Below are 22,531 nucleotides of genomic sequence, written 5' to 3'. Positions count from 1 at the left end.
TTTGCATCATGATGAAATTCAAAAATCTTAAGCCCATTTTCTTAGCGTTAATGCTTGTACCTCAAATAATGTTGGCTCAGCAAAGCAAATCCACCTTACAATTACAAGAGAGGATAAAACATATTATTGATACTGCAGGAGGGAAAATTGGAGTGGGGGTAAAGGGAATGGATTTTAAAGGTGGCTTTGTCATTAATGGTAATCATGGGTACCCCATGATGAGTGTTTTCAAATTCCCGCTTGCCTTTGCTATACTGGACAAGGTAGATAAGGGAGAGCTAAAGCTCAGCCAGAAGTTTCATATGCCTAAAGAAACACTGGATACCAATACCTGGAGCCCTATGGTAAAGGATTTCCCGAATCAGGATCTTAATATGACCCTGGCAGATTTGCTAACTTATACCGTTTCAAAGAGTGATAACAATGCATGTGATTTTCTATATACCAAGGTAGCTGGCGGCCCTGCAGCAGTTAATCAATATCTCCATAATGCAGGTGTAAAAGGTATCTCCATTGTTTATACAGAAGGAGAGATGGAAAAGGACTGGGCATTACAGTATAAAAACTGGTGTAAACCTGCTGCATCACTGCAATTACTTCAACTTTTATATCACCAGAAACTGCTGTCAAAATCAAGCAATGATTTTCTGATTCAGATAATGAGGGAATTACCGGATTGGGGCAAAAGAATTACCGTTCTTTTACCACCAACAACTGAATTAATTCATAAAACCGGCGCATCAGGGGTAAACAAACAAGGGATAATGGCTGCATTTAATGACATTGGTATTGTTACTTTACCTAATGGCAAACATATTGCTATTTCGGTCTTTGCGTCTGATTTTAAGGCCCCGAAAGAAAGAGGTATCAACGTAATCGCTGCAATTTCCAAAGAGATCTGGGACTATTATGCAACAAAGCGTTAACAAACCACAAAACCTAAGATTGATCAAAATCGTGATAAACAATGAAATGACATTTAAAATAAAGCACCAAATAGCGCAAATACAAATGTTAGCGGCAATTTTGCAGACACCAAAAACAACAGAGATATGAAACAAGAAATACTTGACCGGATAAAGGAATTAGCTGGAAACACTGACAATGTGAAAAATCTTTCCTTACAAGAAGACTTACAGGCGATAACGTTCACTAAATCATTATATCCACACGAACTTTGGGGAACAGAACTCTATGGGATAGATGAATATTATGAAAATAATATTCAAGAATATGAACAAGACAAAGATCTGTTCTATAGAAATTTGGCCAAACATTTTTTCAACCCCAATGATGATGATTATGAGGTCGGCTATGGACAAATGTTTTATGAAGCTACGTTATTTACACCTTACAAAGAAGGATCTTTCGATTTTACGGAGTGGAATGACATTTTTACCGACGAGGAAGAAGTAGATTTATCAGAAATCTATAAAGTTACTGACGAAAAAAAACCTGATTTTATTAAAATAATTTATAGTAACAGCTATCCTGATCATTTCTATATTTGCACTTCCGATACTAATTCTGAAGACCCAACAGTTTTTGGTACAGACCACGAGGTATTTTTCAAGGAAATATCAAACGAGGGAACTTTGAGCAAATTTTTGGAGCAATTTTATACCGAAGATGAATTTTTAAAAATTGTAACAAATTATATCGATAACGAAAAGACAGGCAGGTAAATGGGTAAGATTAAATAATAAAGCCGTTGAACCTGCTTTGGTTTCTTTTTTTGTGTTTGTCTTGAAGAAGATAGGGATGAAGATGATGTCCTCACCGAACCTGCGGGGCTAACCTCTACTACAGTATTTACTTTTCGCTGATCATCTTTTTACGATGGTTTATGCCCCAATTATGCATCACTTCAATAAGTTCCTGTAAGGTTCTACAATAATCCGTAAGCGAATATTCTACTGTAACCGGTTTTGTATTACAAACTGTTCTTCTTACCAAATTATTGGTTTCCAACTCCTGCAATTCTTTAGACAACATCCTCGGACTTATCTCAGCATCACGCGATAATTCATTGAACTTTTTCGCCCCCTGGCCCGTTAATACTGAAATCAGAACCAGTTTCCATTTTCCACCAACCACGTCTAAAGTGTCCCGGATCGCCATCTTGGCCTGTTTACAGGATGCTTCGCTGTATTTTTCTTTTTCTATTTTCACTATGGTAACAGTTTTGTAACTACTATACTTTCTGTAACTGATAACAAATATATAGTTCAACAGGCTAAATTTGCATAGAAATTAAAAATAATATAAAATGTCAAAATCAATCATTATTGTAGGCGCGGGAGAAGGCGTAAGTGGAGCAGCTGCTCGTAAGTTTGGAAAGGAAGGATTCTCAGTTGGACTTATTAGCCGAGATCCGGATAAAATTATACTTCTTGTTGAAGATCTTAAGGCAAATGGTATTACTGTTTTTACAGCCAAAGCAGAAGTTGCCGACACCAATCAGCTAAAAACAGCTATTGATAGCTTGAAATTGCAACTTGGAAAAATAAATACATTGCTATACAATGCTGCGTTTATAAAAGAAAAAAATATTTTGGAAGAAGATACAGCTTCTTTGCTGGAATCGATAAAAATAGACGTAGGAGGCGCATTAGAAAGTGTAAAACTTGTATTGCCGGATCTGGAGGAAGAGGAAGGTGCTGTATTGATTACCGGAAGCGCATTGAGCATAAACCCTTATGCTGCCTATGGTGCTTTATCCATTGGCAAGGCTGGGGTGAGAAACCTTGCCTTACAGCTTCACGAAGCGCTTAAGCCAAAAAACATCTATGTAGGGACACTTACCATTGCTGGGTATGTACAGCCGGATTCTGAAACACACAGCCCTACGTTACTAGCCAATTCTTTTTGGGATATGTATCAAAAAAGAGAACTAGCCGAAGTTGTAAAATAAAAAGTGTGGTTAATCGCAGAACACGCAAAAAATAGCGTACCTGAACAAAACAATAATGTTGTATTTATTGCTCCCTCTCGAATACAGCGGCATGTTCAGCAACCCACCTGGCGAAACTTCTTGGAGGTTTTCCGGTAACCTGTTCTACAGTTGGCAATATTGTATAGCCCACCTCCGGTGGATTGGTGCGCATTTTCAAGAAGAATGCGATGTCCTCTTCGGAATAATATTGTTCTTGCCACTTCCTCACTGTTTCCTCTTTTGACAACTCAATATATCGGATTTCGCGACCAAGGACTGCACTCAATACATTGACCCTGTCAGTAATAGTAAGTGCTTCCGCTCCGGTCAACCAATATTCTTTACCTGCGTGTCCATCTTTCGTAAGAGCTTCCAAAGCAACAGCCGCAATATCTGCCTCATGTATCATGGCACTTTTCGCATCGGGAAATGCCTCCCGTACAACATCTTCACGGTTTATGGAAGCTGCCCATTCAAGGGTATTGGACATAAATTCTACAGGTAATAATTTTGTCCATGTTATTCCGCTTGTTTCAACCGCTTCATCCAATGCGCTTTTTCCCATCTCACTCTTTAATATTATGACTTTTTTAACACCAGATTTCCTGGCCAATTCCATGATTTTTACGCCATTTGTCAGTGGTGAAAAATCTTCGCCATTAAAGCTAATCAGATATACAGCATCAACCCCTTCAAATGCTGTGAGTAAACTCTGTGTATCGGTCAGGTTACCCAGTATCAACTCTGCTTCGGATGGGAGATTAGCTCTATCTGGGGTTCTTGTCAATGCACTGACTTTGTGACCTGTTGATAATAACTGACTGATCAGGTGACGACCTACATTTCCGGTAGCTCCCGTTACCAGAATTTTCTTTGGATTTTGATTTATGTTCATAAAAATTCATTTTGACCACAAAATTAGCCGGAGGATTTAGGGCAGAATTGTAAAAAACAGACATATTGCTAATAACCGTTCAATGCAAAAAATATTAGGGTTATAACCTGTGAACGCTTTAAAGTCGTGGATAAAATGTGTTTGTTATAGTTTTTAATCTACATAGATAGGAGATTAGTATTACGAATAAAAAAAATAGATTATTTTAATTCATAATACTAATCCTATTGGTCGTTTATAGTTCTCTTTTTCGGCTGTCTACCATTCCTGAGGAGGATTTTGGTCAGTCCACCAAACAAATCCTGTTATTCCCTTAGCCTTTAAACGTTCGATAATTTGTGCCGTGTGATGTTGAATGTGTCGGATATTGTTGATGTGAAGCTCACAACGGGAATAAGGATACCATTCAAATCCTGAATTGTCATCAAGCGGTAACGTTTCGATGGCTTGTGGTAAACTGTTTTCAATCTCATCAATGAATGACAATAATTCATCTTTGGTGTGATGTCCTTCTATCACAACGTCTTTATCTGGATTTTCCCAGTCTTGGGAACCTCCAAGACTTTCTGCTCCTTCAATGGCATTTCCCCAAGGTAGGTAACTTTCGGGATTAGCTCCCAGATAGAATTTCACACCCCATAAGATATGGTAGGCAATCTGCCAGTTGGGATTGCTGTATTCCTCTGTGTTCCACTGCGCTGCTGGTACTTTCTCAATGGTGTGACGAAGCATACCCAGACCAGCCTTATATTGTGATACAATAATCGCTGTAATTGTTTTGTTGTCCATATTTTATTTTTTTTTTAGTTATTCTCCTAGCGATTTGCCAATTTTCTCAAGAGGCTATCAAACGGCCCGGGCATATTTCTGCGTTCCAGTACATAAGCAAAGAGAACGACACCCAGCCAAACGGTAAATCCCAATAAAGCACTTTGAAAATCAGATAATTTCTTCCCAAGGTTTCCGGAAAAAGAAGACATCAATAGCATGATTAGGGTGCTTTGTAACAAATAACCGGTCAGGCTTCGCTTGCCCAATGCAGCAACTGCCTGTGTTATTATTCCTGTGGAGTGTTGTAGCTGATAGGTGATAATGCCGAACAATGCGGCATAACCCACGCCACCAAATGCTCCTGAAATCAAATGCAAAGTATGAGCAAGAGCCTCCATTTCATAAACTGGCTGCCAGAAGTGCAATTCTTTTAAAAGTAAAGGAACGGCTCCGATAATGGAAACGGAAATTCCAATCCGGCTGATTTTTTTCAGCAGGACAAGGTGGGCTGCTTTATTATCCAGCAACTGTATTCGTGCCGCCAGCATTCCCATTATCATCACAGGAATAATGGGGTAGCCCAGTACCATCAACACCGACATCGGAAAATTCTTTAATCCGTTTGTGACCATTTCCCAATAACTATCTGCCGGCATCCCATAACTTTCGTTGTCGTACATTTCGGGCGGTGCTGCATACATAAAACCAACACCAATCAACAGAATAATGAATATCGGGATAAGAATTTTTAATGTTTTTTGGAGCCTGTAGTCTGTTTTGAACAGTAACGGTGCTGTAATCAACAAGGCTATCCCATAAGGTGCCAGTATTTCGTAACTAAACACGAACACGGAATGGAAAAATCCGAAAACTATCAACCAGAATGCACGCTTACGAAACCGTTTTGAAATAAGTTTGTTGCTTAGATTGCTTCGTTCGAGTTTTTGGAATAACAATACGCTGCCATAACCAAAAAGAAAAGCAAACATCGGGTAAGCTCTGTTGTCCCTAAAGAGGGTTTTAATAGAAATAGCCGTTTGTTCAGGGATACTGTCATTTTGTGTTTCGAGAGCTGGTGTTCCCCAATCACTTAAATGAGCATCGGTATAAGCCATTGCTATAAGCAACAGCATAAATCCCCTTGCTAAATCGGGAGCTAAACTTCTTGATTGTTGAATTGTTTGCATATTGTCTATTTATTTCTGCCACAAAATTAGTTCGAAGTTTATGGGCAAAATTGTAAAAAATAGACATCCGTTAATAACCGCTCAATGCAAGGAATGTATTCGGGCTATAACCAGTGAATGTTTTAAAATCGTGGATAAAATGGGCTTGGTCGTAATAACCGTTAGCGTGGGCAGCTTCGGTGAGATTTACAAACCTTGTACGATTGCTGAGTATAGTTTCAAAGCGTACAATTCGTGCGTAGAGCTTGGGATTAAAACCCGCACAGGCTTTAAACCGCCTTTCAAATTGCTTTTGGGAAAGGCAAAAATCATTGGATAAATCAGTAATGTTTAGATTGCCGCTGTGATGTCTTATTTGCCTAACAGCTTTACTGATAAAAGGGTCGCCCCATCGTTGTTTTTTAAGTTGTGACCTGAAGTATTGTGTTAAAATACGGACACGTTCCTCGGCGGTCGAAGTCAGTGCAATTTTTTCGGTTAGGAATTTTCCATCATCTCCTAATAATGTTTCAGGGGATACAGAATAATTGCTAAGTTCCGAAGCGGGAAGATGAAAAAGAAAAGGCACGGCATGCGAATACAGCGAAACACCAAACAACTCTTGAAGATCACCCGCAGGAAATTGTATATGATTGGTGGTATGCCCCCGAACGGATGAAAACAATTTCGCCGAGCCTACGAAACCAAATACTAACTCTGTCAAGCTGTTCGCAGTTGCATAATAGGTTGTATTTGTTAACGGCATTGGTTCTTCCCAAGTTGCTGCCCAAAAATGACTGATATAATCTTTTAGGTCTTCACACGGTTGAATGATCTGCTGGCTCATTAAATTCCACTATATTTTTTATCCATATGCTTTTGTTATACGAAATCTGTTATGCACCTAAATTATAAAAAAATGGCATACAAAGCCATTAATTAACACACATATTCCCGCTTTTGTCCAATTTTTCCTTCTGAGTTTTAAAGTAATATGTCGCTGTATACCAGTTAATTTAGCCTGATGCACCAAATGCAGTAATCATATCTATTAATAATAAGGGGTAAGATGGCAGCTATTTTGTTCTGATAGACAAATTTAGTTAAATTTTTATTATGCGAATCGGTGTACGTTTTGATACCCCTGAAAAAACAAAAACCCTGCTAACAATATGTTTGCAGGGTTTTGTATGTTATTGATAATAATCTGGTGATCCCGCTGGGATTCGAACCCAGGACCACTACATTAAAAGTGTAATGCTCTACCAGCTGAGCTACGGAATCAAAGCTTTTGTTTTCAGCTTTACTCTAAGCGTTTCCGTTTAAAGTGATGCAAATATAGGGCTACAATATATATACTGCAAATTAAAAACCCATAAATTATATAGTGTGCTGATTTTTAGCCAGATTATTTACATATGAACCAAATTAAGCTTCGTTTTTCAGTCCAAAAACGCTCAATAGACCCTAAAAACAAGGTTATCTTTTCAAAAAGTTAACCAGTAACTGGTTCAATTCGTCTTTGTTTGTGATGAATAATCCATGTGGCGCACCTTCGATGACATAATATTCCGAATTGGGCAATAACATAGAAGTAATTGCACTGGTTGCTTTGATTGGCACCGTTTGGTCATCGTCCCCATGGATAATCATTACCGGGATGGTAATGGTGATCAGGTCAGTTCTGAAATCTGTCTCAGAGAAAGACCTCACACAATCTGCTGTGGCTTTTGGGCTCGCTACAATGGCCAGTTGGTGCATCCAGTTCTGGATCTCCTGACTTACCGGTTTATTTAAACCCCCTTCGCTAAAGAACTGTTTCCCAAAGCTGGTCAGGAATGCCGGACGGTCCTGGTGAATGCCGGAAACAATTCCATCAAAAACTTCCGCAGGAACACCTTCTTCATGGTCATCGGTTTTTAAAAGCAGCGGAACGACAGAGCTGATCAGGACTGCTTTTTCTATCCTCGAAGAACCATATTTCCCAAGGTAACGCACCACTTCACCACCACCCATAGAAAAGCCCACTAAAGTTACTTCAGACAGGTCTAAAGCAGTGATCAGTTCGTGGAGGTCGGAGGCCAGGGTATCATAATCATAGCCACTCCAGGGTCTGTCTGATTGCCCGAAGCCTCTTCTGTCGTAAGCGATACAACGATAACCGCTGTATACAATAGAGGCGACCTGATATTCCCACATTTCGTGTGATACCGGCCATCCATGGATTAAGATCACGGGCTTACCTGAGCCCAGGTCTTCATAAAATATATTGACAGATTTACTGTTTTCTGGATTTCTTTTGATATACGGCATAATTCAATTTTAGTGTTTAACTATTTTAACAACATCCGGAGTGCAATTATGTTTAACTAAATCCACAACTCAGGGCGATACTAATTTAATATCCCCATCTTTGCAAAAAAAAGATCATAATAATGAATAAAGCAATTTTTCTGGATCGTGATGGTGTCTTAAATCACGAAATATACGATTACATCTGTAAGGTAGAAGATTTTGAAGTGTTGGAGTACCAGATTCCACCTTTAAAGAGATTATACGATGAAGGATACATGCTCATCATCATTACCAATCAGGGAGGCATTGCTTTAAAACGATATACAGAGGAAACCCTTGCAGAGATGCATGCGATCCTGGGTAAAAAGTTTGAGGAGCAGGGCGCGTTGATTACACATGCTTACTATTGTCCGCATCATCCTACGGTTGGTGGAGAATGTGCCTGCAGGAAACCGAAATCAGGAATGGTGCTGGAAGCGATTGCAACTTACAATATCGATCCGGCCTTATCCGTGATGATCGGAGATAAGCCCAGAGATGTGGAAGCTGCAAATGGGGCAGGAGTGAAGGGCATTCTCATTGAACCCGATGAACAGATCAGTTATGAAAACATAAAAAAAGTCCTGTCGAATTAATCAACAGGACTTTTTTTTATCACAAAATACGACTTATTTACCCGCAGCTTTAGCATGATCAGCTAAGAACTGAGCAAGACCGCTATCTGTTAATGGGTGTTTGATTAATGCAAGGATTGCAGAAAGTGGGCCGGTCATCACGTCAGCACCTAATTTAGCGCAGTTGATGATATGCATCGGGCCTCTTACTGAAGCCGCAAGAATCTGAGTTTCGTATTGATAGTTATCAAAAATTAGTCTGATGTCTTCGATCAGCTGGAACCCATCTGTAGAGATGTCGTCTAAGCGGCCTAAGAAAGGAGATACATAAGTAGCACCTGCTTTGGCAGCGATTAAGGCTTGTCCGGCAGAGAAGATCAACGTACAGTTGGTTCTGATGCCTTTAGAAGAAAGATATTTGATTGCTTTAACGCCATCTTTGATCATAGGGATTTTCACTACGATTTTCGGATCAAGTTTAGCCAAAGCTTCACCTTCTTTGATCATGGATTCGAAATCAGTAGAAATAACTTCCGCACTTACATTTGCATCTACGATATCGCAGATCGCTTTGTAATGGTTCAATACATTCTGATCTCCGGTGATACCTTCTTTAGCCATAAGGCTGGGGTTGGTGGTTACGCCGTCTAAAACGCCAAGGTCTTGAGCTTCTCTGATTTGTTCCAGATTAGCTGTGTCTATGAAAAATTTCATATGATATTTAGTTTAAGAAAATATATGATTAACTCGTGATAGTCGTTAGAAAGAAGAGTATGCAGTCGAAGCATGGTCTATCTAAAAAAATAAAAATGGGCAAGCACCTTTTATCGCACCGCTACAACCTTCTACCCTTGCTTCGTTCCCGCCCTGGGGGAGTTCAAAGGGAGCTGATCGTAAAAGACTTGCCCGTCACAAAAGTAGGAAAAGAATTGAATCTACAAAAGTAAATATTGCTTTTGTTGTAGTTTTTTCGGGGGATTTCGGGTAATTGATTGAGATTAAACCTCTTGAACACTCAATTATTTTTAATCTTTTTTTACATTTTCTTCAATGTAACCCGAAAAAAGCAAAAATCCGCGAAACAGAAGCCTGGGAAAGGAAAGCATGATTTACTATGCATGAATAATATCGGTTATGAATGTCGTAATATATATCGATGTAATTTATGAATATTGTAATATATAGCCTTTATAATTTAAATATGCTGTATATCTACTAAAAAAGATACCGATATTATAATTTCTTGATTTTTTTTCGTAACTTAGTGTCTGAATCACACTATACCCAACCAACATTAAATTAAACTTATGGAACAAACACAAGATCAGCAAGGGTTGTACGACCAGCGTTTTGAGCACGACGCATGTGGCATTGGTTTCGTTGCCCATATCAAGGGCAGAAAGTCGCAACAAATCATTTCCGACGCCATTACCATTCTTGAGAATCTTGATCACCGCGGGGCTTGCGGAGCAGAAATTAATACCGGAGATGGCGCAGGTATTATGATACAGATCCCTCACGAGTTTCTGTACGACGAATGTCTTAAAATCGGATTCAGCTTAAATGAGTCCGGAGACTATGGGGTAGGGATGCTATTTTTACCAAAAGATGTTAAGGCGAGAGAAGAGTGCAGGGAAATTATTTACCGTGCAGGAGAAAAGCTGGGCCTGGAAGTTTTAGGCTTCAGGAAAGTACAAACCAATACAGAAGGTATTGGAGACATGGCATTATCCGTAGAACCGGAAATGGAACAAGTGTTTATTGCACGTCCTTATGCAATTGCAGCAGGGGCAGACTTTGAACGTAAACTTTACGTATTCAAGAATTACCTGTCGAAAACCATTAACAGTACCGTCAAAGGTATTAATGGTGAGTTTTATATCGCTTCATTCTCTTCCAGAACGATCGTATATAAAGGACAACTGACCTCTTTACAGGTAAGAACCTATTTTACTGAACTAAGTGACAAGCGTGTTGTTTCCGCTTTTGGCTTAATTCACAGCCGTTTTGCAACGAATACCTTTCCTTCATGGAAACTGGCTCAGCCTTTCAGGTATATCGCGCACAATGGAGAGATCAATACCCTGCAGGGAAACCTGAACTGGTTTAGAGCAAGCGTGAAGTCTTTGGCTTCTTCTTACTTTACTCCCGAAGAACTGAATATTTTACTTCCTGTAATTGACGAATCCAATTCCGATTCAGGATGTTTAGATAATATAGTAGAGCTATTGCTGCATGCAGGCCGTTCATTGCCACATGTACTCATGATGCTGATCCCGGAAGCATGGGATGGCAATGAGGATATGGATGAGCTTAAAAAAGCATTCTATAAGTTCCATGCTACATTAATGGAGCCATGGGATGGACCCGCTGCTGTTTCTTTTACCGATGGCAACCTGATTGGGGCTACTTTAGACAGAAACGGACTTCGCCCGCAAAGATATGCCATCACTGAAGATGACCATGTAATTATGGCTTCTGAAGCTGGTGCACTGGCTTTGGATCAAAGCAAAATCATCGAAAAAGGAAGGTTAACTCCCGGAAAGATGTTTGTGGTAGATATGGAGCAGGGCAGGATCATCAGTGATACAGAAATCAAACAATTGGTTTGTGGCCGCAGACCTTATGCCGACTGGTTAAATCAATACCAGATCAGACTGGAAGAACTTTCAGATCCAAGAGTTGTCTTCAGCGGACTTTCTCAGGAGTCTATCTTTAAATACCAGCAGGTATTTGGCTATAGCCGTGAAGACATCGACCTGATCCTGAAACCAATGGCCAGGGATGGTAAAGAGCCAATCGGGTCCATGGGAACTGACATTCCTTTGGCCATACTTTCTCAAAAACCGCAACACCTTTCTTCTTATTTCAAACAGTTGTTTGCACAGGTAACCAACCCGCCGATCGATCCGATCAGGGAAAAAGTGGTGATGAGCCTTGCAGGTTTCATGGGCAACAATGGAAATATCCTGGAAGAAAAAGCAATGCAATGTCATTGTGTGGGAATTAAACACCCGATATTGACAAACCTGGAGTTAGAAAAATTAAGAAGTATAGATACCGGAGTATTCCAGTCTAAAACCTTACAGACCTATTTCAGAGCCAACGGAAAACCGGGCGCAATGGCTAAAGCTCTGGACAGACTTTGCCGTTATGCCGTGGATGCCGTAGAAGACGGATTCCAGGTGATCATCCTTTCAGATCGTGCCCTGGACTCTGAACATGCTGCAATTCCATCGCTGCTGGCCGTTTCTACCGTTCACCATCACCTGATCCGTAAAGGATACAGAGGAGATGTTGGTCTGGTAGTAGAAGCTGGTGATGTCTGGGAAGTTCACCATTTCGCTTGTTTAATCGGATTTGGTGCAACTGCTGTAAACCCTTACTTAGCTGAAGAAACCATTACCGGTTTTGAAAAAGAGATGGAAGTTAAACCAGCTAAATTAATTCAGAACTATATATATGCAGTAAATAACGGATTGTTAAAGATCTTCTCGAAAATGGGAATTTCTACCTTGCAATCTTACCATGGTGCGCAGATCTTTGAAATTCTGGGAATCAACAAGCAGGTAGTAGACAACTATTTTACCGGTGCTGTTTCCAGAATCGGCGGATTAGGACTGGATGAAATTGCCAGAGAAGCATTGATCAAACACAACAGGATCTTCGGTCAGGCTACACGCCCGGATACCATTCTGCCTACTGGTGGTAATTACAAATGGAAACGCAAAGGAGAACAACATTTGTTCAATCCTCAAACGATCCATTTGCTGCAAAATGCAACAAGAAAAAAAGATTACAACGTATATAAACAGTACTCTAAACTGGTAAATGAGCAGACACATCAGGCTTATACCATCAGAGGTCTGTTCGAATTCAATTACAAACGTCAGGCAGTACCTCTGGAAGAAGTAGAGCCGATTGAAAACATATTGAAACGTTTTGCAACAGGGGCGATGTCATTTGGCTCGATCTCTCACGAAGCACACTCTACTTTGGCCATTGCGATGAACCGCATCGGCGGAAAAAGCAATACCGGAGAAGGTGGTGAAGATGAGCTGCGTTATGAAACTTTGCCTAACGGCGATTCTATGCGCTCAGCGATCAAACAAATTGCCTCTGCACGTTTCGGGGTAACGAGTTATTACCTGAGCAATGCGGATGAATTACAGATTAAAATGGCCCAGGGCGCTAAACCTGGTGAAGGCGGACAATTACCGGGAGATAAAGTGGACGACTGGATCGCTAAAGTTCGTCATGCCACACCTGGTGTAGGTCTGATTTCCCCTCCACCACACCACGACATCTATTCTATTGAAGATTTGGCACAGCTGATCTTTGACTTGAAAAATGCCAACCGCGAAGCCAGAATCAATGTGAAACTGGTTTCTAAAGCCGGGGTGGGGACAATCGCTGCAGGTGTAGCAAAAGCACATGCTGATGTGATCCTGGTTTCAGGATTCGACGGAGGAACAGGTGCTTCACCATTGACCTCTATTCAGCATGCCGGACTTCCATGGGAGCTTGGTCTTGCAGAAGCACATCAGACATTGGTTAAAAACCGTTTGCGCAGCAGGGTAGTCCTGCAAACAGACGGACAGTTGAAGACGGGTAAAGACATCGCCATTGCAACACTTCTTGGAGCAGAAGAATGGGGAGTAGCTACCGCAGCACTGGTTACCTCTGGTTGTATCATGATGAGGAAATGTCACCTGAACACCTGCCCTGTAGGGGTAGCGACACAGGATCCAAACCTGAGAAAGTTATTTACCGGAGAGGCAGATCACGTAGTGAACTTATTCCACTTCCTTGCAGAAGAACTAAGGGAAACGATGGCCGAACTGGGTTTCAGAACGGTAGAAGAGATGGTGGGCCAGGCAGATGCCTTAAGCTTACGTGAGATCGATCCGAACGACTGGAAGTTAAAAGACCTTGACCTTTCTGCAATCCTGTACAAAGCACCAGACAATGGATTGAGCCTGTACCAGACAGAAGAACAGGATCATGGACTGACAGACATCCTGGATCATGCTTTAATTAAAGCGGCTCAGCCTGCTTTACTGAATAAAGAGCCGATCTACAGAGAGTTCGAAGTGAAGAACACCAACCGTGCACTTGGAACAATGCTGTCTAACGAAGTATCTAAAATTTACAAAGGTCAGGGATTACCTGCAGATACGATCAATTTCAAATTTAAAGGTTCTGCCGGACAAAGCTTTGGTGCTTTTGCCGCAAAAGGAATCTCTTTACAGCTGGAAGGTGAAGCAAATGATTATGTTGGAAAAGGGCTTTCAGGAGCGAGATTATCCATCTATCCGTTCAGTACCATCAGCTATGTACCGGAACAAAACATCATCATTGGTAATGTGGCCCTTTATGGTGCGACCTCTGGTGAATTGTATGTAAGAGGACAGGCAGGGGAACGCTTTGCGGTAAGAAACTCAGGAGCAACTGCAGTAGTGGAAGGTCTGGGCGATCATGGTTGTGAATATATGACTGGTGGTGAGGTTCTGGTAATCGGTGATACCGGAAGCAATTTTGCAGCTGGTATGAGCGGTGGAGTAGCCTGGATCTATGATGTTAAAGGAGAGTTTGCCAATAAGTGCAATAAGGAAATGGTAGACCTTGATCCTTTGGATGAACAGGATGAACTGCGCATTAATATCTTGCTGAAAAAACATATTCAGCTTACAGATAGTAGTTTAGCTAAGTTTATCTTAAGCGACTGGACCACTCAATCTGCACACTTTATTAAAGTATTCCCTAAAGAATACAAAGCAGTATTGATGAAAAGAGCTAAAGTAAATGTTTAGCCCTATCCAGGAAAAGATGATTGTCCACCAGAGAAAATTGAAACAGAAAATGACCAGAACCACTAAACTAAATATAGCTTAACTATGGGAAAAGTAACCGGATTTTTAGAGTATGAAAGAACTGCTCCTGTAAAAGAAGATGCTAAAGAACGTTTAAAGCATTATAATGAATTTGTACAGAATTTCGAATTAGAGCAGGTAAACCGCGAAGCCGCAAGGTGTATGGATTGCGGTGTTCCTTTCTGTCAGTCGGGATGCCCGCTGGGGAATGTGATTCCGGAATTTAACGAGGCTGTATATAAAGGAGACTGGCAGCTGGCCTCTACCATTTTGCTGAGCACAAACAACTTTCCTGAGTTTACAGGAAGAATTTGTCCGGCACCATGCGAGTCTGCCTGTGTACTTGGCATTAACAAGTCGCCGGTCTCTATCGAAGAAATCGAGAAACATATTATAGAAATTGCCTTCAATAAAGGGTATATCAAAGCGGAACAGCCATTGATCCGTACGGGTAAAAAAGTAGCGGTGATCGGTTCCGGACCTGCGGGTATGGCGGCAGCAGCACAGCTGAATAAAGCCGGTCATGAGGTGGTGGTTTACGAACGTGATGATACTCCGGGAGGTTTATTGAATTATGGTATTCCTGATTTTAAACTTCAGAAAGATGTGGTCAGCAGACGCATTGCCCTGATGGAAAAAGAAGGTATTGTATTTAAATGTAATTCCAATGTTGGGGTGAATGTAGAGTTGAATACTTTACTGAGAGAATACCAGTCGATCGTATTGGCCGGAGGATCTACCATTCCAAGAGATCTGAACATTACCGGCCGCGAGGCTAAGGGAGTTCATTATGCGATGGATTTCCTGAAACAACAGAATAAACGTGTCAGAAACATCAGCGTTGATGGAGATGCGATCCTTGCTACAGGAAAAGATGTGATCGTAATCGGTGGCGGGGATACTGGTTCGGATTGTATCGGTACTTCAAACCGTCAGGGAGCGAAATCTGTGATGCAGTTTGAGATCATGCCGATGCCATCGCAACACCGTACTTCTAATATGCCATGGCCAACCTTCCCAATGTTGCTGAAAGTAACTTCTTCTCATGAGGAAGGCTGCGAGAGGGCCTGGGGAGTGAACACCAAGGAGTTTATCAAAGATGAAAACGGGAACCTCAAAGCGTTAAAAGTAGTCGATGTGGAGTGGGAGATAGACGCCACTGGCAGACCTTTGAATTTCAAAGAGAAAGCTGGTACAGAGCGTGATTTGCCTTGTCAGCTGGTTTTACTGGCGATGGGTTTCTTACATCCGCAAAAGGAAGGTTTGATTGAAAAATTAGGCGTAGAACTGGACAGCAGAGGAAATGTGAAAGCTGAAGAAGGCAAGTACCAAACCAATATTGCCAAGATCTTTGCCGCCGGAGACATGCGCCGTGGACAATCATTAGTGGTTTGGGCCATCTCTGAAGGCCGTGAAGCCGCCCGTAAGGTAGATGAATACCTGATGGGGCATAGCAGCCTGTCGTCCAAAGATGGAATTCCTTATGCATAAGGTCTGAAATAAAGAGGGATTAATGCCCTGCAAAGCAAAACCCCGGCAATAGAAATATTGTCGGGGTTTTGCCTTTTATAAGGATATGTAAAACGTTTTTTGGTCAAATCCAGTTACCTAAATAATAGGAATACTTACTGAGAGTGATGGTGATTTTACTTATTAGCAGTTAATTTACATGAATTTTACAATTAGCGAACAATAGAAGATAAATAGGTATTCTTCTCCATTTAATGTGGCTCTGTGGTGCTCAATTCATGTTTTATTAGTAAAGTGCCAATTCTTGTTTTTTGTTGGATATCCACAAAAGAAATGAAATGAAAAATAAGGTGATGCTTTGGCATTTTAAGATTTTTCGGCTTAAAAACGACTGCTCTTCCTACTGACTTTCTCTTGAATCTTCCCGTTTTTCTATGGAAAAAGAACAGTTTGAACGATTGTTTTTTATTATAAATAGCTGTCTTACTGTTTGTTGATTTCATGGGATAACGTGGATTAAGCCTTCGTAATGCATTAAATCGGCCAAAAGCTTAAATTATAGTTATTAACTAATCCTAATTTGACTATGAAAAGACCATTACTAACACTAATGGTGCTAATGCTGTTTACGATAACAGCCTGGGCACAAACACGTACCATTACTGGTACCGTAATCGCCACCAGCGACAAGAATCCCCTGCCAGGGGTATCTGTAAGGCTGAAAGGACAGAAAACAGGAACCCAAACCGGTGCCAATGGAAAGTACTCCATCGAGGTAACCGGAACAAACCTGAGCCTGGAATTCTCTTACCTGGGTTTTGAAACCCAAACGAAAGCAATCGGATCAAATAATCAGCTGGATGTTTCTTTAAATGACGAGGAAAACAATTTAAATGAAATTGTAGTTACCGCTCTTGGTATTAAGCGGGAAAAGCGCACATTGACCTATTCCACACAGGAAGTTGGAGGCAATGCTTTGGTCGCTGCTAAGGAAAATAACCTGGTTAACGCATTGGCTGGTAAAGTGGCTGGTGTTCAGATCACCAACTCGAGCGGTGCAGCCGGGAGTTCTTCCAAAATTGTGATCAGGGGAAACACCTCGCTCACGGGAGAGAACGGTGCCCTGATCATTTTAGATGGAGTACCCATCAATAACTCAGAGGCCGGCAATCCGGATGGCGCATTAAGTGCCGGTGGAACAGCCAACAGGGCAATTGATATTGATCCGAACATTGTAGAAAACATATCTGTCCTTAAAGGTGCAGCTGCAAGTGCATTATATGGCTCGGCAGCAGCCAGAGGGGTAGTGATGATTACCACAAAAACAGGTAAAGGAAAAACCTCGGTATCCCTTTCTTCGGGTATTACTTTTGATAATCCGATATTCCCTGAATTTCAGGATAAATATGCTCAGGGAAGCGACGGTGTTTATGTGGATGGTAACAATGGTAAATTAAGTTCGGGCTCATGGGGTCCGGAGATTGATGGACTGATGGTTAACGGAGCTCCGGTAACTAAACATGATCCAAGAAAGGAATTCTTCAGACAGGGTTTTACCACCGACAATACGCTTGCGGTAAATGGTTCTACTGATAAATCTACCTATCTGGTTTCTTATTCCTTTCTGGATACTAAAGGAACGATGCCGGAAACAAATTTTGGCCGTCACTCTTTCTTCACTAAATTCAGTAACGACATCACCAACAAGGTGACGGTTACCGGCCAGTTAAACTTTGTCAATTCAGCGAACGATCGTTTGCCGGAAGGAAATAGCCTGGCGAGTCCATTTTGGACCGTATATGCGGCACCAATCTCCTGGAATCCTTTTCCTACCACTAATCCGGATGGATCTCAAAGAGTATATCGTGCAGCAAGAAATAACCCGTACTGGCTGGTAGATAATGTCAAATTCCGTTCGGTGGTAAACAGGTTCTTACCAGTGTTCACATTGAACTATAAACCGACTTCATGGCTAACGGTTACGGAAAGAATAGGGGCTGATATTTTTAATGATGGCACCACCTATCACGAAGCCGGAGGAATTGTTGGCGGTGAATCTGCAAATGGAAAAATGTACAATCGGGAGATCAATTTCAGACAGTTCAACCATGACCTGATCATCGAAGCGAAAAAGAACTTCGGGGACGATTTCTTTGCCAGCGTCCTTGTGGGAAATAACATCCTTTCTACGGATCAAAAAACAATATTTGACAAGGGAATAGGTCTGTCTGTAAAGGATTATTACAACATCGCAAACGCATCTACTGTGGTTTCAAGAATTACGGAACAGAATTCCAGAAAAGTAGGTTTATATGCACAGATGACGGGTGAATACAAACGCATGCTTTCCTTATCACTAACAGGCCGTTATGATGGTACTTCTGTGCTTAGCGAGAATAAAAGGTTCTATCCTTACGGATCTGCTTCTGCAGGTTTTATATTTACCGAACCCCTTAAATTAAGCGAAAACCCTATTCTGAACTTTGGTAAGATACGTCTTTCTTATTCCTTAGTGGGAAATGATAACGTTCAGCCTTACAGCATTGATAGAGTTTATATCCAACCAACGATAGGTAACATTGAGTTCCCTTATGATGGACGCAATGGATTTTTGCTGAGCAACGTTATTGGTGATCCTAACCTGAAAAACGAAACCTTAAAAGAGTTTGAAGCAGGAGTGGAACTGAAAATGTTCAGAAACAGGCTTAATCTTGAAGCGACTTATTTCAGCAAAAATAGTGGGGCCCTGATCAGCTCAACGCCAATTACACCATCAAGCGGAGCTAACCAGGCGATCGTTAATGCCGCAAGCATGTATAATCGTGGTATAGAGCTGATATTAAGCGGAACGGCCGTTAAAACCAAAGACATTACCTGGGTTGTAGGGTTAAATTTTGCTAAAATCAACAACAAAGTAACTGCAATTGGTCAGGGTAGAGATAACATCCAGTTTGCAGGCTTTACAAGTCCTGGGGTATTTGCATATCAGGATCAGCCATATGCGGTGATCTTTGGTTCCAGATATCTTCGTAATGATGCTGGTCAGTTGGTGATTAACCAGGACACAGGCTATCCTGAAATTGATGAAACTTTGGGTCCGATTGGAAATACAGTACCGAAATGGAATGCCGGTTTAACAACTACTTTTACCTGGAAAGGCATTAGTCTATCTGCAGTGTTAGACATGAAAAAAGGTGGTGATGTATACAATCTTGATAATTTCTACCTTAACTTTTATGGGGTAACGAAAGTAACCGAAGACAGAAACAGCACCAGGGTATTTGATGGAGTGACACCAGATGGACAGCCAAATACAAAAGTAGCTGCCATAAACCAGGCCTATTACCAGAACAATTTTTCTCAGGTAGATGAAAATGGAGTAGAAGATGGTACCTATGTGAAACTGAGACAAGTTAGTTTGTCTTACAATTTTGAGCCTTCGCTGCTAAGAAAAACTCCTTTTAAAGGTCTGAGCGTTTCTGCTACAGGAAGAAACCTATGGTTCTATACACCTCATTATACTGGTTCTGACCCGGAAGTAAGTTTGTACGGAACAGGAAACGGTGGTGGTTTTACCAATTTCGTAACTCCATCTAACAGAAGCTACAATTTCGCAGTAAAAGTTACTTTCTAAAAATTGAACAACATGAAAAAGACATATTATATATTCATCGCATTTGCATTACTGGTTTCCACATCAGGATGCAAGAAATTTCTTGACATTAATAAAGATCCTAACAACTCTACAGATGTACAGGAGGCTTTAATTTTAACTCCATTGGAGGTTTATACGACAACGAATATATTGGGTGGTTTTCCGGGAAGCGTATCTGCTTACTGGACGCAACAAATGGCCATCAACCAGCCTGCCCCGGAGATCGATTCTTACCGGATCACGCCAAGTGATGTAAATAACACCTGGAGCTTTGATCTTTACCCGGCAATTTTCGTAAACGCGAGAAAGATAATTGACAAAGGGGAAAAAGCAGGCAACAACAGTTACACCGCTATAGGAAAAGTCCTGCTTGCCTATAATCTTGCTGTATGTACTGATCTTTGGGGAGACATTCCATATTCTGAAGGTTTTCAGGAACTGGCTAATCAACACCCGAAATACGATTCGCAGGAAGACATCTACAAGCTGATCCAACGCACATTGGATGAGGCCATTGTGATTTTGAACGGAGCTCCTACAGGGATTAAGGCAGGCAGTGAAGATTTGATTTATAACGGCGATTTCGCGTCATGGAAAAGACTGGCTTACACGCTTAAAGCCCGGTATTACCTTCGTTTGAGTAAAGCCGCCGGATATTCTGCAGTTACTCAGGCAGATTTAGCATTGGCAGCGTTACAAAATGGATTGACAGCGAATGCTGACAATGCCAAAATCACTTATTCAGGAAAAGCAAAAGGAGAAAATCCATGGTATCAGGGAACACTGCCCGGAGCTGGTGGAGTAGTGCTTTCCAAACATTTTGTTGACCTGTTAAAGGCAAATGCTGATCCAAGACTTCCAATCCTGGCTTCTCCTGGTTCTGGCGGGGATTATGTGGGCAGACAAAGCGGAACGGCACCAACTACCGATCCTACGATCTATGCAACAGTTTCGCCGAACATTGGGGGCTACTCTGAAGCGGATGAAGAGACGGGAAAAATTGCTCCTGTTTATCTTGCAACTTATTCAGAAGCATTGTTCATCAAAGCTGAAGCCACGCTGATTAAGTCGGGCGCCATAGCTGCACAACCCGTATTAAAAGCTGCGATTGAAGCGAATATGGATCTGTTGAAAGTTCCGGCAGGAGCCCGCGATACTTATACGGCTGTTCGCTCTGTATTGCTTCCGGCAACTGCACTGGAAACCATAATCGGAGAAAAATATGTGGCGAATTTCTTATCGCTGGAAGCGTATAACGACTGGAGGAAGACCGGATTCCCTGTTTTGAATGTGGTTCCAAATGCATTCAGACCATATATTCCTCAACGTTATCCTTATCCTTCTCAGGAAATTACGGGAAACCCTCAGCCACAACACAACATTTCTACTTCAGAAAAGATATGGTGGGCTAAATAATAACCATCCACATAAAAAAGGCAGCTTATTATTGATAAGCTGCCTTTTTTATGTCTTTAAGTTTTCTTATTTATCGTTCGGATTTTTCCTTTTCGCCAGCAACATCTCTATCATTTTTTCAATTCTGCTGAGCCTTGTTTTCTCTTGTTTAGCTGTCAAAATCCATAACACATATTCTTTCTTATGAGAATAAGCCAGGGATTCAAAATAAGACAGCGCTAAAGGCTGTTCGTGTAAAGCCTGATCGAGATCAGCAGGAGGGATGACCTTTTTATTAACCACATCCACATATTTTGAAAAGTCATTTTGCTGAATGTTTTCATTTCTTACTGCAGATGCTTTCACCAGGTCAATAGGTTTCAGGCGGATGCCTGTCCATACCTCAGAAATAGAAATGGATGCACAGGGAGTCAGCTGATAGGCTTTTACTTCATCCCATGGGGCCATCATGTGAAGATCGCTCTCCATACCAGAAGTCTTTTTCGGATAAGCAATCCAAAACAAGGTATCTGGTTTAAGACCGGAAGCAAGCAAAGACAATTGTTCTTTCAACTCATAGCTGTTCAGAACAAATAACAACAAGGCATCAAAGCCTTGCGTGGCATTGAAGCTCAGCTGTACGGCATCGAAATCTCCCAGTAACGCGGCTACGTTTTCCGGAGCATTTTCAATCAGGAGTTTAAACCCTGGTTTGACATGCAGTTTTTTAAGTAGTTTGTTGTCCATTTGGTCTTCCTTATTTTATCATGAAAACCATCAGACGCATAGTTCTTAAAAAAGAGAAACATGCTTCTGATCGCTTCACAACCGGTAAACTGAGCCCGAGGGTCCTTTCCTTTAGATCCTTTGAAAATTAATAAAAAGTATAAAAAAAAACAATTACAACCTTAATTTGGCAAAGAAATCCCAGAGTACAATACCTGCAGAGATCACTATATTGAAGGAATGTTTTGTGCCAAACTGAGGAATTTCTATACATTCATCAATTTGCGCCATCACTTCATCACTTACTCCATTTACTTCATTTCCAAAGATTAACGCATATTTTTCAGTGCTTTCCGGTCGGTACGTATTTAACATGGTACTTCCGGCGGCCTGTTCTATGGCAATGATCTTATACCCATCCTCACGGAGGGAAGCTACCGCATCCAGTGTTGTTTCAAAATGCGTCCAGGCTACAGATTGAGTTGCGCCCAGCGCAGTCTTCTCTATTTCCCGGTGAGGTGGTTGTGCACTGATGCCACAGAGGTACAATTGTTCAACGGCAAACCCATCAGCAGTCCTGAAAACCGAGCCTATATTGTGCATGCTGCGCACATTGTCCAGCACCACAATTACCGGTAACTTTTCCTGTTCCCTGAACTCTTCAACACCTACGCGGTTTAACTCGTCTAATTTTAATTTTTTCATTAAAAGCTTTGATAATTCTATCCGGCAAAAT

The 22,531-nt window shown here is 41.3% G+C and carries 17 protein-coding genes, 1 tRNA gene and 1 other RNA gene; 8 read left to right on the top strand and 11 right to left on the bottom strand.

The window, feature by feature from the left end; translation table 11 throughout:
- Positions 1 to 8 precede the first annotated feature (8 nt).
- Positions 9 to 926 carry a class A beta-lactamase gene (gene bla, locus BUC20_RS03760; RefSeq protein ID WP_084528501.1) on the top strand — a complete coding sequence of 306 codons (918 nt, stop codon included), beginning with the start codon at positions 9 to 11 and terminating at the stop codon, positions 924 to 926.
- A gap of 126 nt (positions 927 to 1,052) precedes the next feature.
- On the top strand, positions 1,053 to 1,685 hold the full coding sequence (locus BUC20_RS03755) for a hypothetical protein (protein WP_073227584.1): 633 nt from the start codon (positions 1,053 to 1,055) through the stop codon (positions 1,683 to 1,685).
- 127 nt (positions 1,686 to 1,812) lie between these two features.
- On the opposite strand, the gene BUC20_RS03750 is transcribed toward BUC20_RS03755, so the two are convergent.
- Positions 1,813 to 2,172, bottom strand: coding sequence for a winged helix-turn-helix transcriptional regulator (locus BUC20_RS03750; protein WP_234994435.1), 360 nt, complete (start codon positions 2,170 to 2,172; stop codon positions 1,813 to 1,815).
- A gap of 97 nt (positions 2,173 to 2,269) precedes the next feature.
- On the opposite strand from BUC20_RS03750, the gene BUC20_RS03745 reads away from it, so the two are divergent.
- On the top strand, positions 2,270 to 2,914 hold the full coding sequence (locus BUC20_RS03745) for an SDR family NAD(P)-dependent oxidoreductase (protein WP_073227581.1): 645 nt from the start codon (positions 2,270 to 2,272) through the stop codon (positions 2,912 to 2,914).
- 64 nt (positions 2,915 to 2,978) lie between these two features.
- Here the strand turns inward: BUC20_RS03745 and BUC20_RS03740 are convergent, their stop codons facing one another.
- The 6 genes from BUC20_RS03740 to BUC20_RS03715 all read right to left on the bottom strand — a co-directional run bounded on the left by BUC20_RS03740 (position 2,979) and on the right by BUC20_RS03715 (position 8,080).
- Positions 2,979 to 3,830 carry an NAD(P)H-binding protein gene (locus BUC20_RS03740; protein WP_073227579.1) on the bottom strand — a complete coding sequence of 284 codons (852 nt, stop codon included), beginning with the start codon at positions 3,828 to 3,830 and terminating at the stop codon, positions 2,979 to 2,981.
- A gap of 258 nt (positions 3,831 to 4,088) precedes the next feature.
- Entirely contained in the window at positions 4,089 to 4,619 is a 531-nt protein-coding gene (locus BUC20_RS03735) for a DinB family protein (RefSeq protein ID WP_084528499.1), read from the bottom strand.
- 26 nt (positions 4,620 to 4,645) lie between these two features.
- Positions 4,646 to 5,788 carry a DUF418 domain-containing protein gene (locus BUC20_RS03730; RefSeq protein WP_073227574.1) on the bottom strand — a complete coding sequence of 381 codons (1,143 nt, stop codon included), beginning with the start codon at positions 5,786 to 5,788 and terminating at the stop codon, positions 4,646 to 4,648.
- A gap of 70 nt (positions 5,789 to 5,858) precedes the next feature.
- A complete protein-coding gene (locus tag BUC20_RS03725; RefSeq protein WP_073227571.1) occupies positions 5,859 to 6,614 on the bottom strand; it encodes a helix-turn-helix domain-containing protein in 756 nt (251 codons plus the stop codon).
- Positions 6,615 to 6,975: 361 nt separating this feature from the next.
- Positions 6,976 to 7,051 (bottom strand) — tRNA-Lys (locus BUC20_RS03720).
- A gap of 195 nt (positions 7,052 to 7,246) precedes the next feature.
- Complete coding sequence (locus BUC20_RS03715) at positions 7,247 to 8,080, bottom strand: alpha/beta fold hydrolase (RefSeq protein ID WP_073227569.1); 834 nt, start codon at positions 8,078 to 8,080, stop codon at positions 7,247 to 7,249.
- Positions 8,081 to 8,202: 122 nt separating this feature from the next.
- Here BUC20_RS03715 and BUC20_RS03710 point away from each other — a divergent pair, with 122 nt between their 5' ends.
- Positions 8,203 to 8,697, top strand: coding sequence for a D-glycero-alpha-D-manno-heptose-1,7-bisphosphate 7-phosphatase (locus tag BUC20_RS03710; protein ID WP_073227567.1), 495 nt, complete (start codon positions 8,203 to 8,205; stop codon positions 8,695 to 8,697).
- Between the two features lie 33 nt (positions 8,698 to 8,730).
- Here BUC20_RS03710 and fsa read toward each other — a convergent pair whose 3' ends face one another.
- The gene (gene fsa, locus BUC20_RS03705) at positions 8,731 to 9,390 is read right to left on the bottom strand and encodes a fructose-6-phosphate aldolase (RefSeq protein WP_073227565.1); all 660 of its coding nucleotides are present in this window, start codon (positions 9,388 to 9,390) and stop codon (positions 8,731 to 8,733) included.
- 94 nt (positions 9,391 to 9,484) lie between these two features.
- An RNA gene (ffs, locus tag BUC20_RS03700) (signal recognition particle sRNA small type) lies at positions 9,485 to 9,584 on the bottom strand.
- Positions 9,585 to 9,983: 399 nt separating this feature from the next.
- On the opposite strand from ffs, the gene gltB reads away from it, so the two are divergent.
- From gltB to BUC20_RS03675, 4 genes are all read left to right on the top strand, one after another.
- The gene (gene gltB, locus BUC20_RS03695) at positions 9,984 to 14,489 is read left to right on the top strand and encodes a glutamate synthase large subunit (protein WP_073227562.1); all 4,506 of its coding nucleotides are present in this window, start codon (positions 9,984 to 9,986) and stop codon (positions 14,487 to 14,489) included.
- Positions 14,490 to 14,573: 84 nt separating this feature from the next.
- A complete protein-coding gene (locus BUC20_RS03690; RefSeq protein ID WP_073227560.1) occupies positions 14,574 to 16,040 on the top strand; it encodes a glutamate synthase subunit beta in 1,467 nt (488 codons plus the stop codon).
- A 565-nt stretch (positions 16,041 to 16,605) separates the two neighbouring features.
- Entirely contained in the window at positions 16,606 to 19,653 is a 3,048-nt protein-coding gene (locus BUC20_RS03680; RefSeq protein ID WP_073227554.1) for a SusC/RagA family TonB-linked outer membrane protein, read from the top strand.
- Between the two features lie 12 nt (positions 19,654 to 19,665).
- Positions 19,666 to 21,090 carry a SusD/RagB family nutrient-binding outer membrane lipoprotein gene (locus BUC20_RS03675; protein WP_073227552.1) on the top strand — a complete coding sequence of 475 codons (1,425 nt, stop codon included), beginning with the start codon at positions 19,666 to 19,668 and terminating at the stop codon, positions 21,088 to 21,090.
- Positions 21,091 to 21,156: 66 nt separating this feature from the next.
- On the opposite strand, the gene BUC20_RS03670 is transcribed toward BUC20_RS03675, so the two are convergent.
- Positions 21,157 to 21,816 (bottom strand): YdeI/OmpD-associated family protein, encoded by a 660-nt coding sequence (locus tag BUC20_RS03670; protein ID WP_073227549.1) that lies wholly within the window; start codon positions 21,814 to 21,816, stop codon positions 21,157 to 21,159.
- 153 nt (positions 21,817 to 21,969) lie between these two features.
- The gene (locus BUC20_RS03665; RefSeq protein ID WP_073227546.1) at positions 21,970 to 22,500 is read right to left on the bottom strand and encodes an RNA methyltransferase; all 531 of its coding nucleotides are present in this window, start codon (positions 22,498 to 22,500) and stop codon (positions 21,970 to 21,972) included.
- Between the last annotated feature and the right edge of the window lie 31 nt (positions 22,501 to 22,531).

This window comes from Pedobacter caeni (assembly GCF_900129215.1).
In the GTDB taxonomy this organism is placed as follows: Bacteria; Bacteroidota; Bacteroidia; order Sphingobacteriales; family Sphingobacteriaceae; genus Pedobacter; species Pedobacter caeni.
This window is presented reverse-complemented; position numbering and strand designations above follow the sequence as displayed.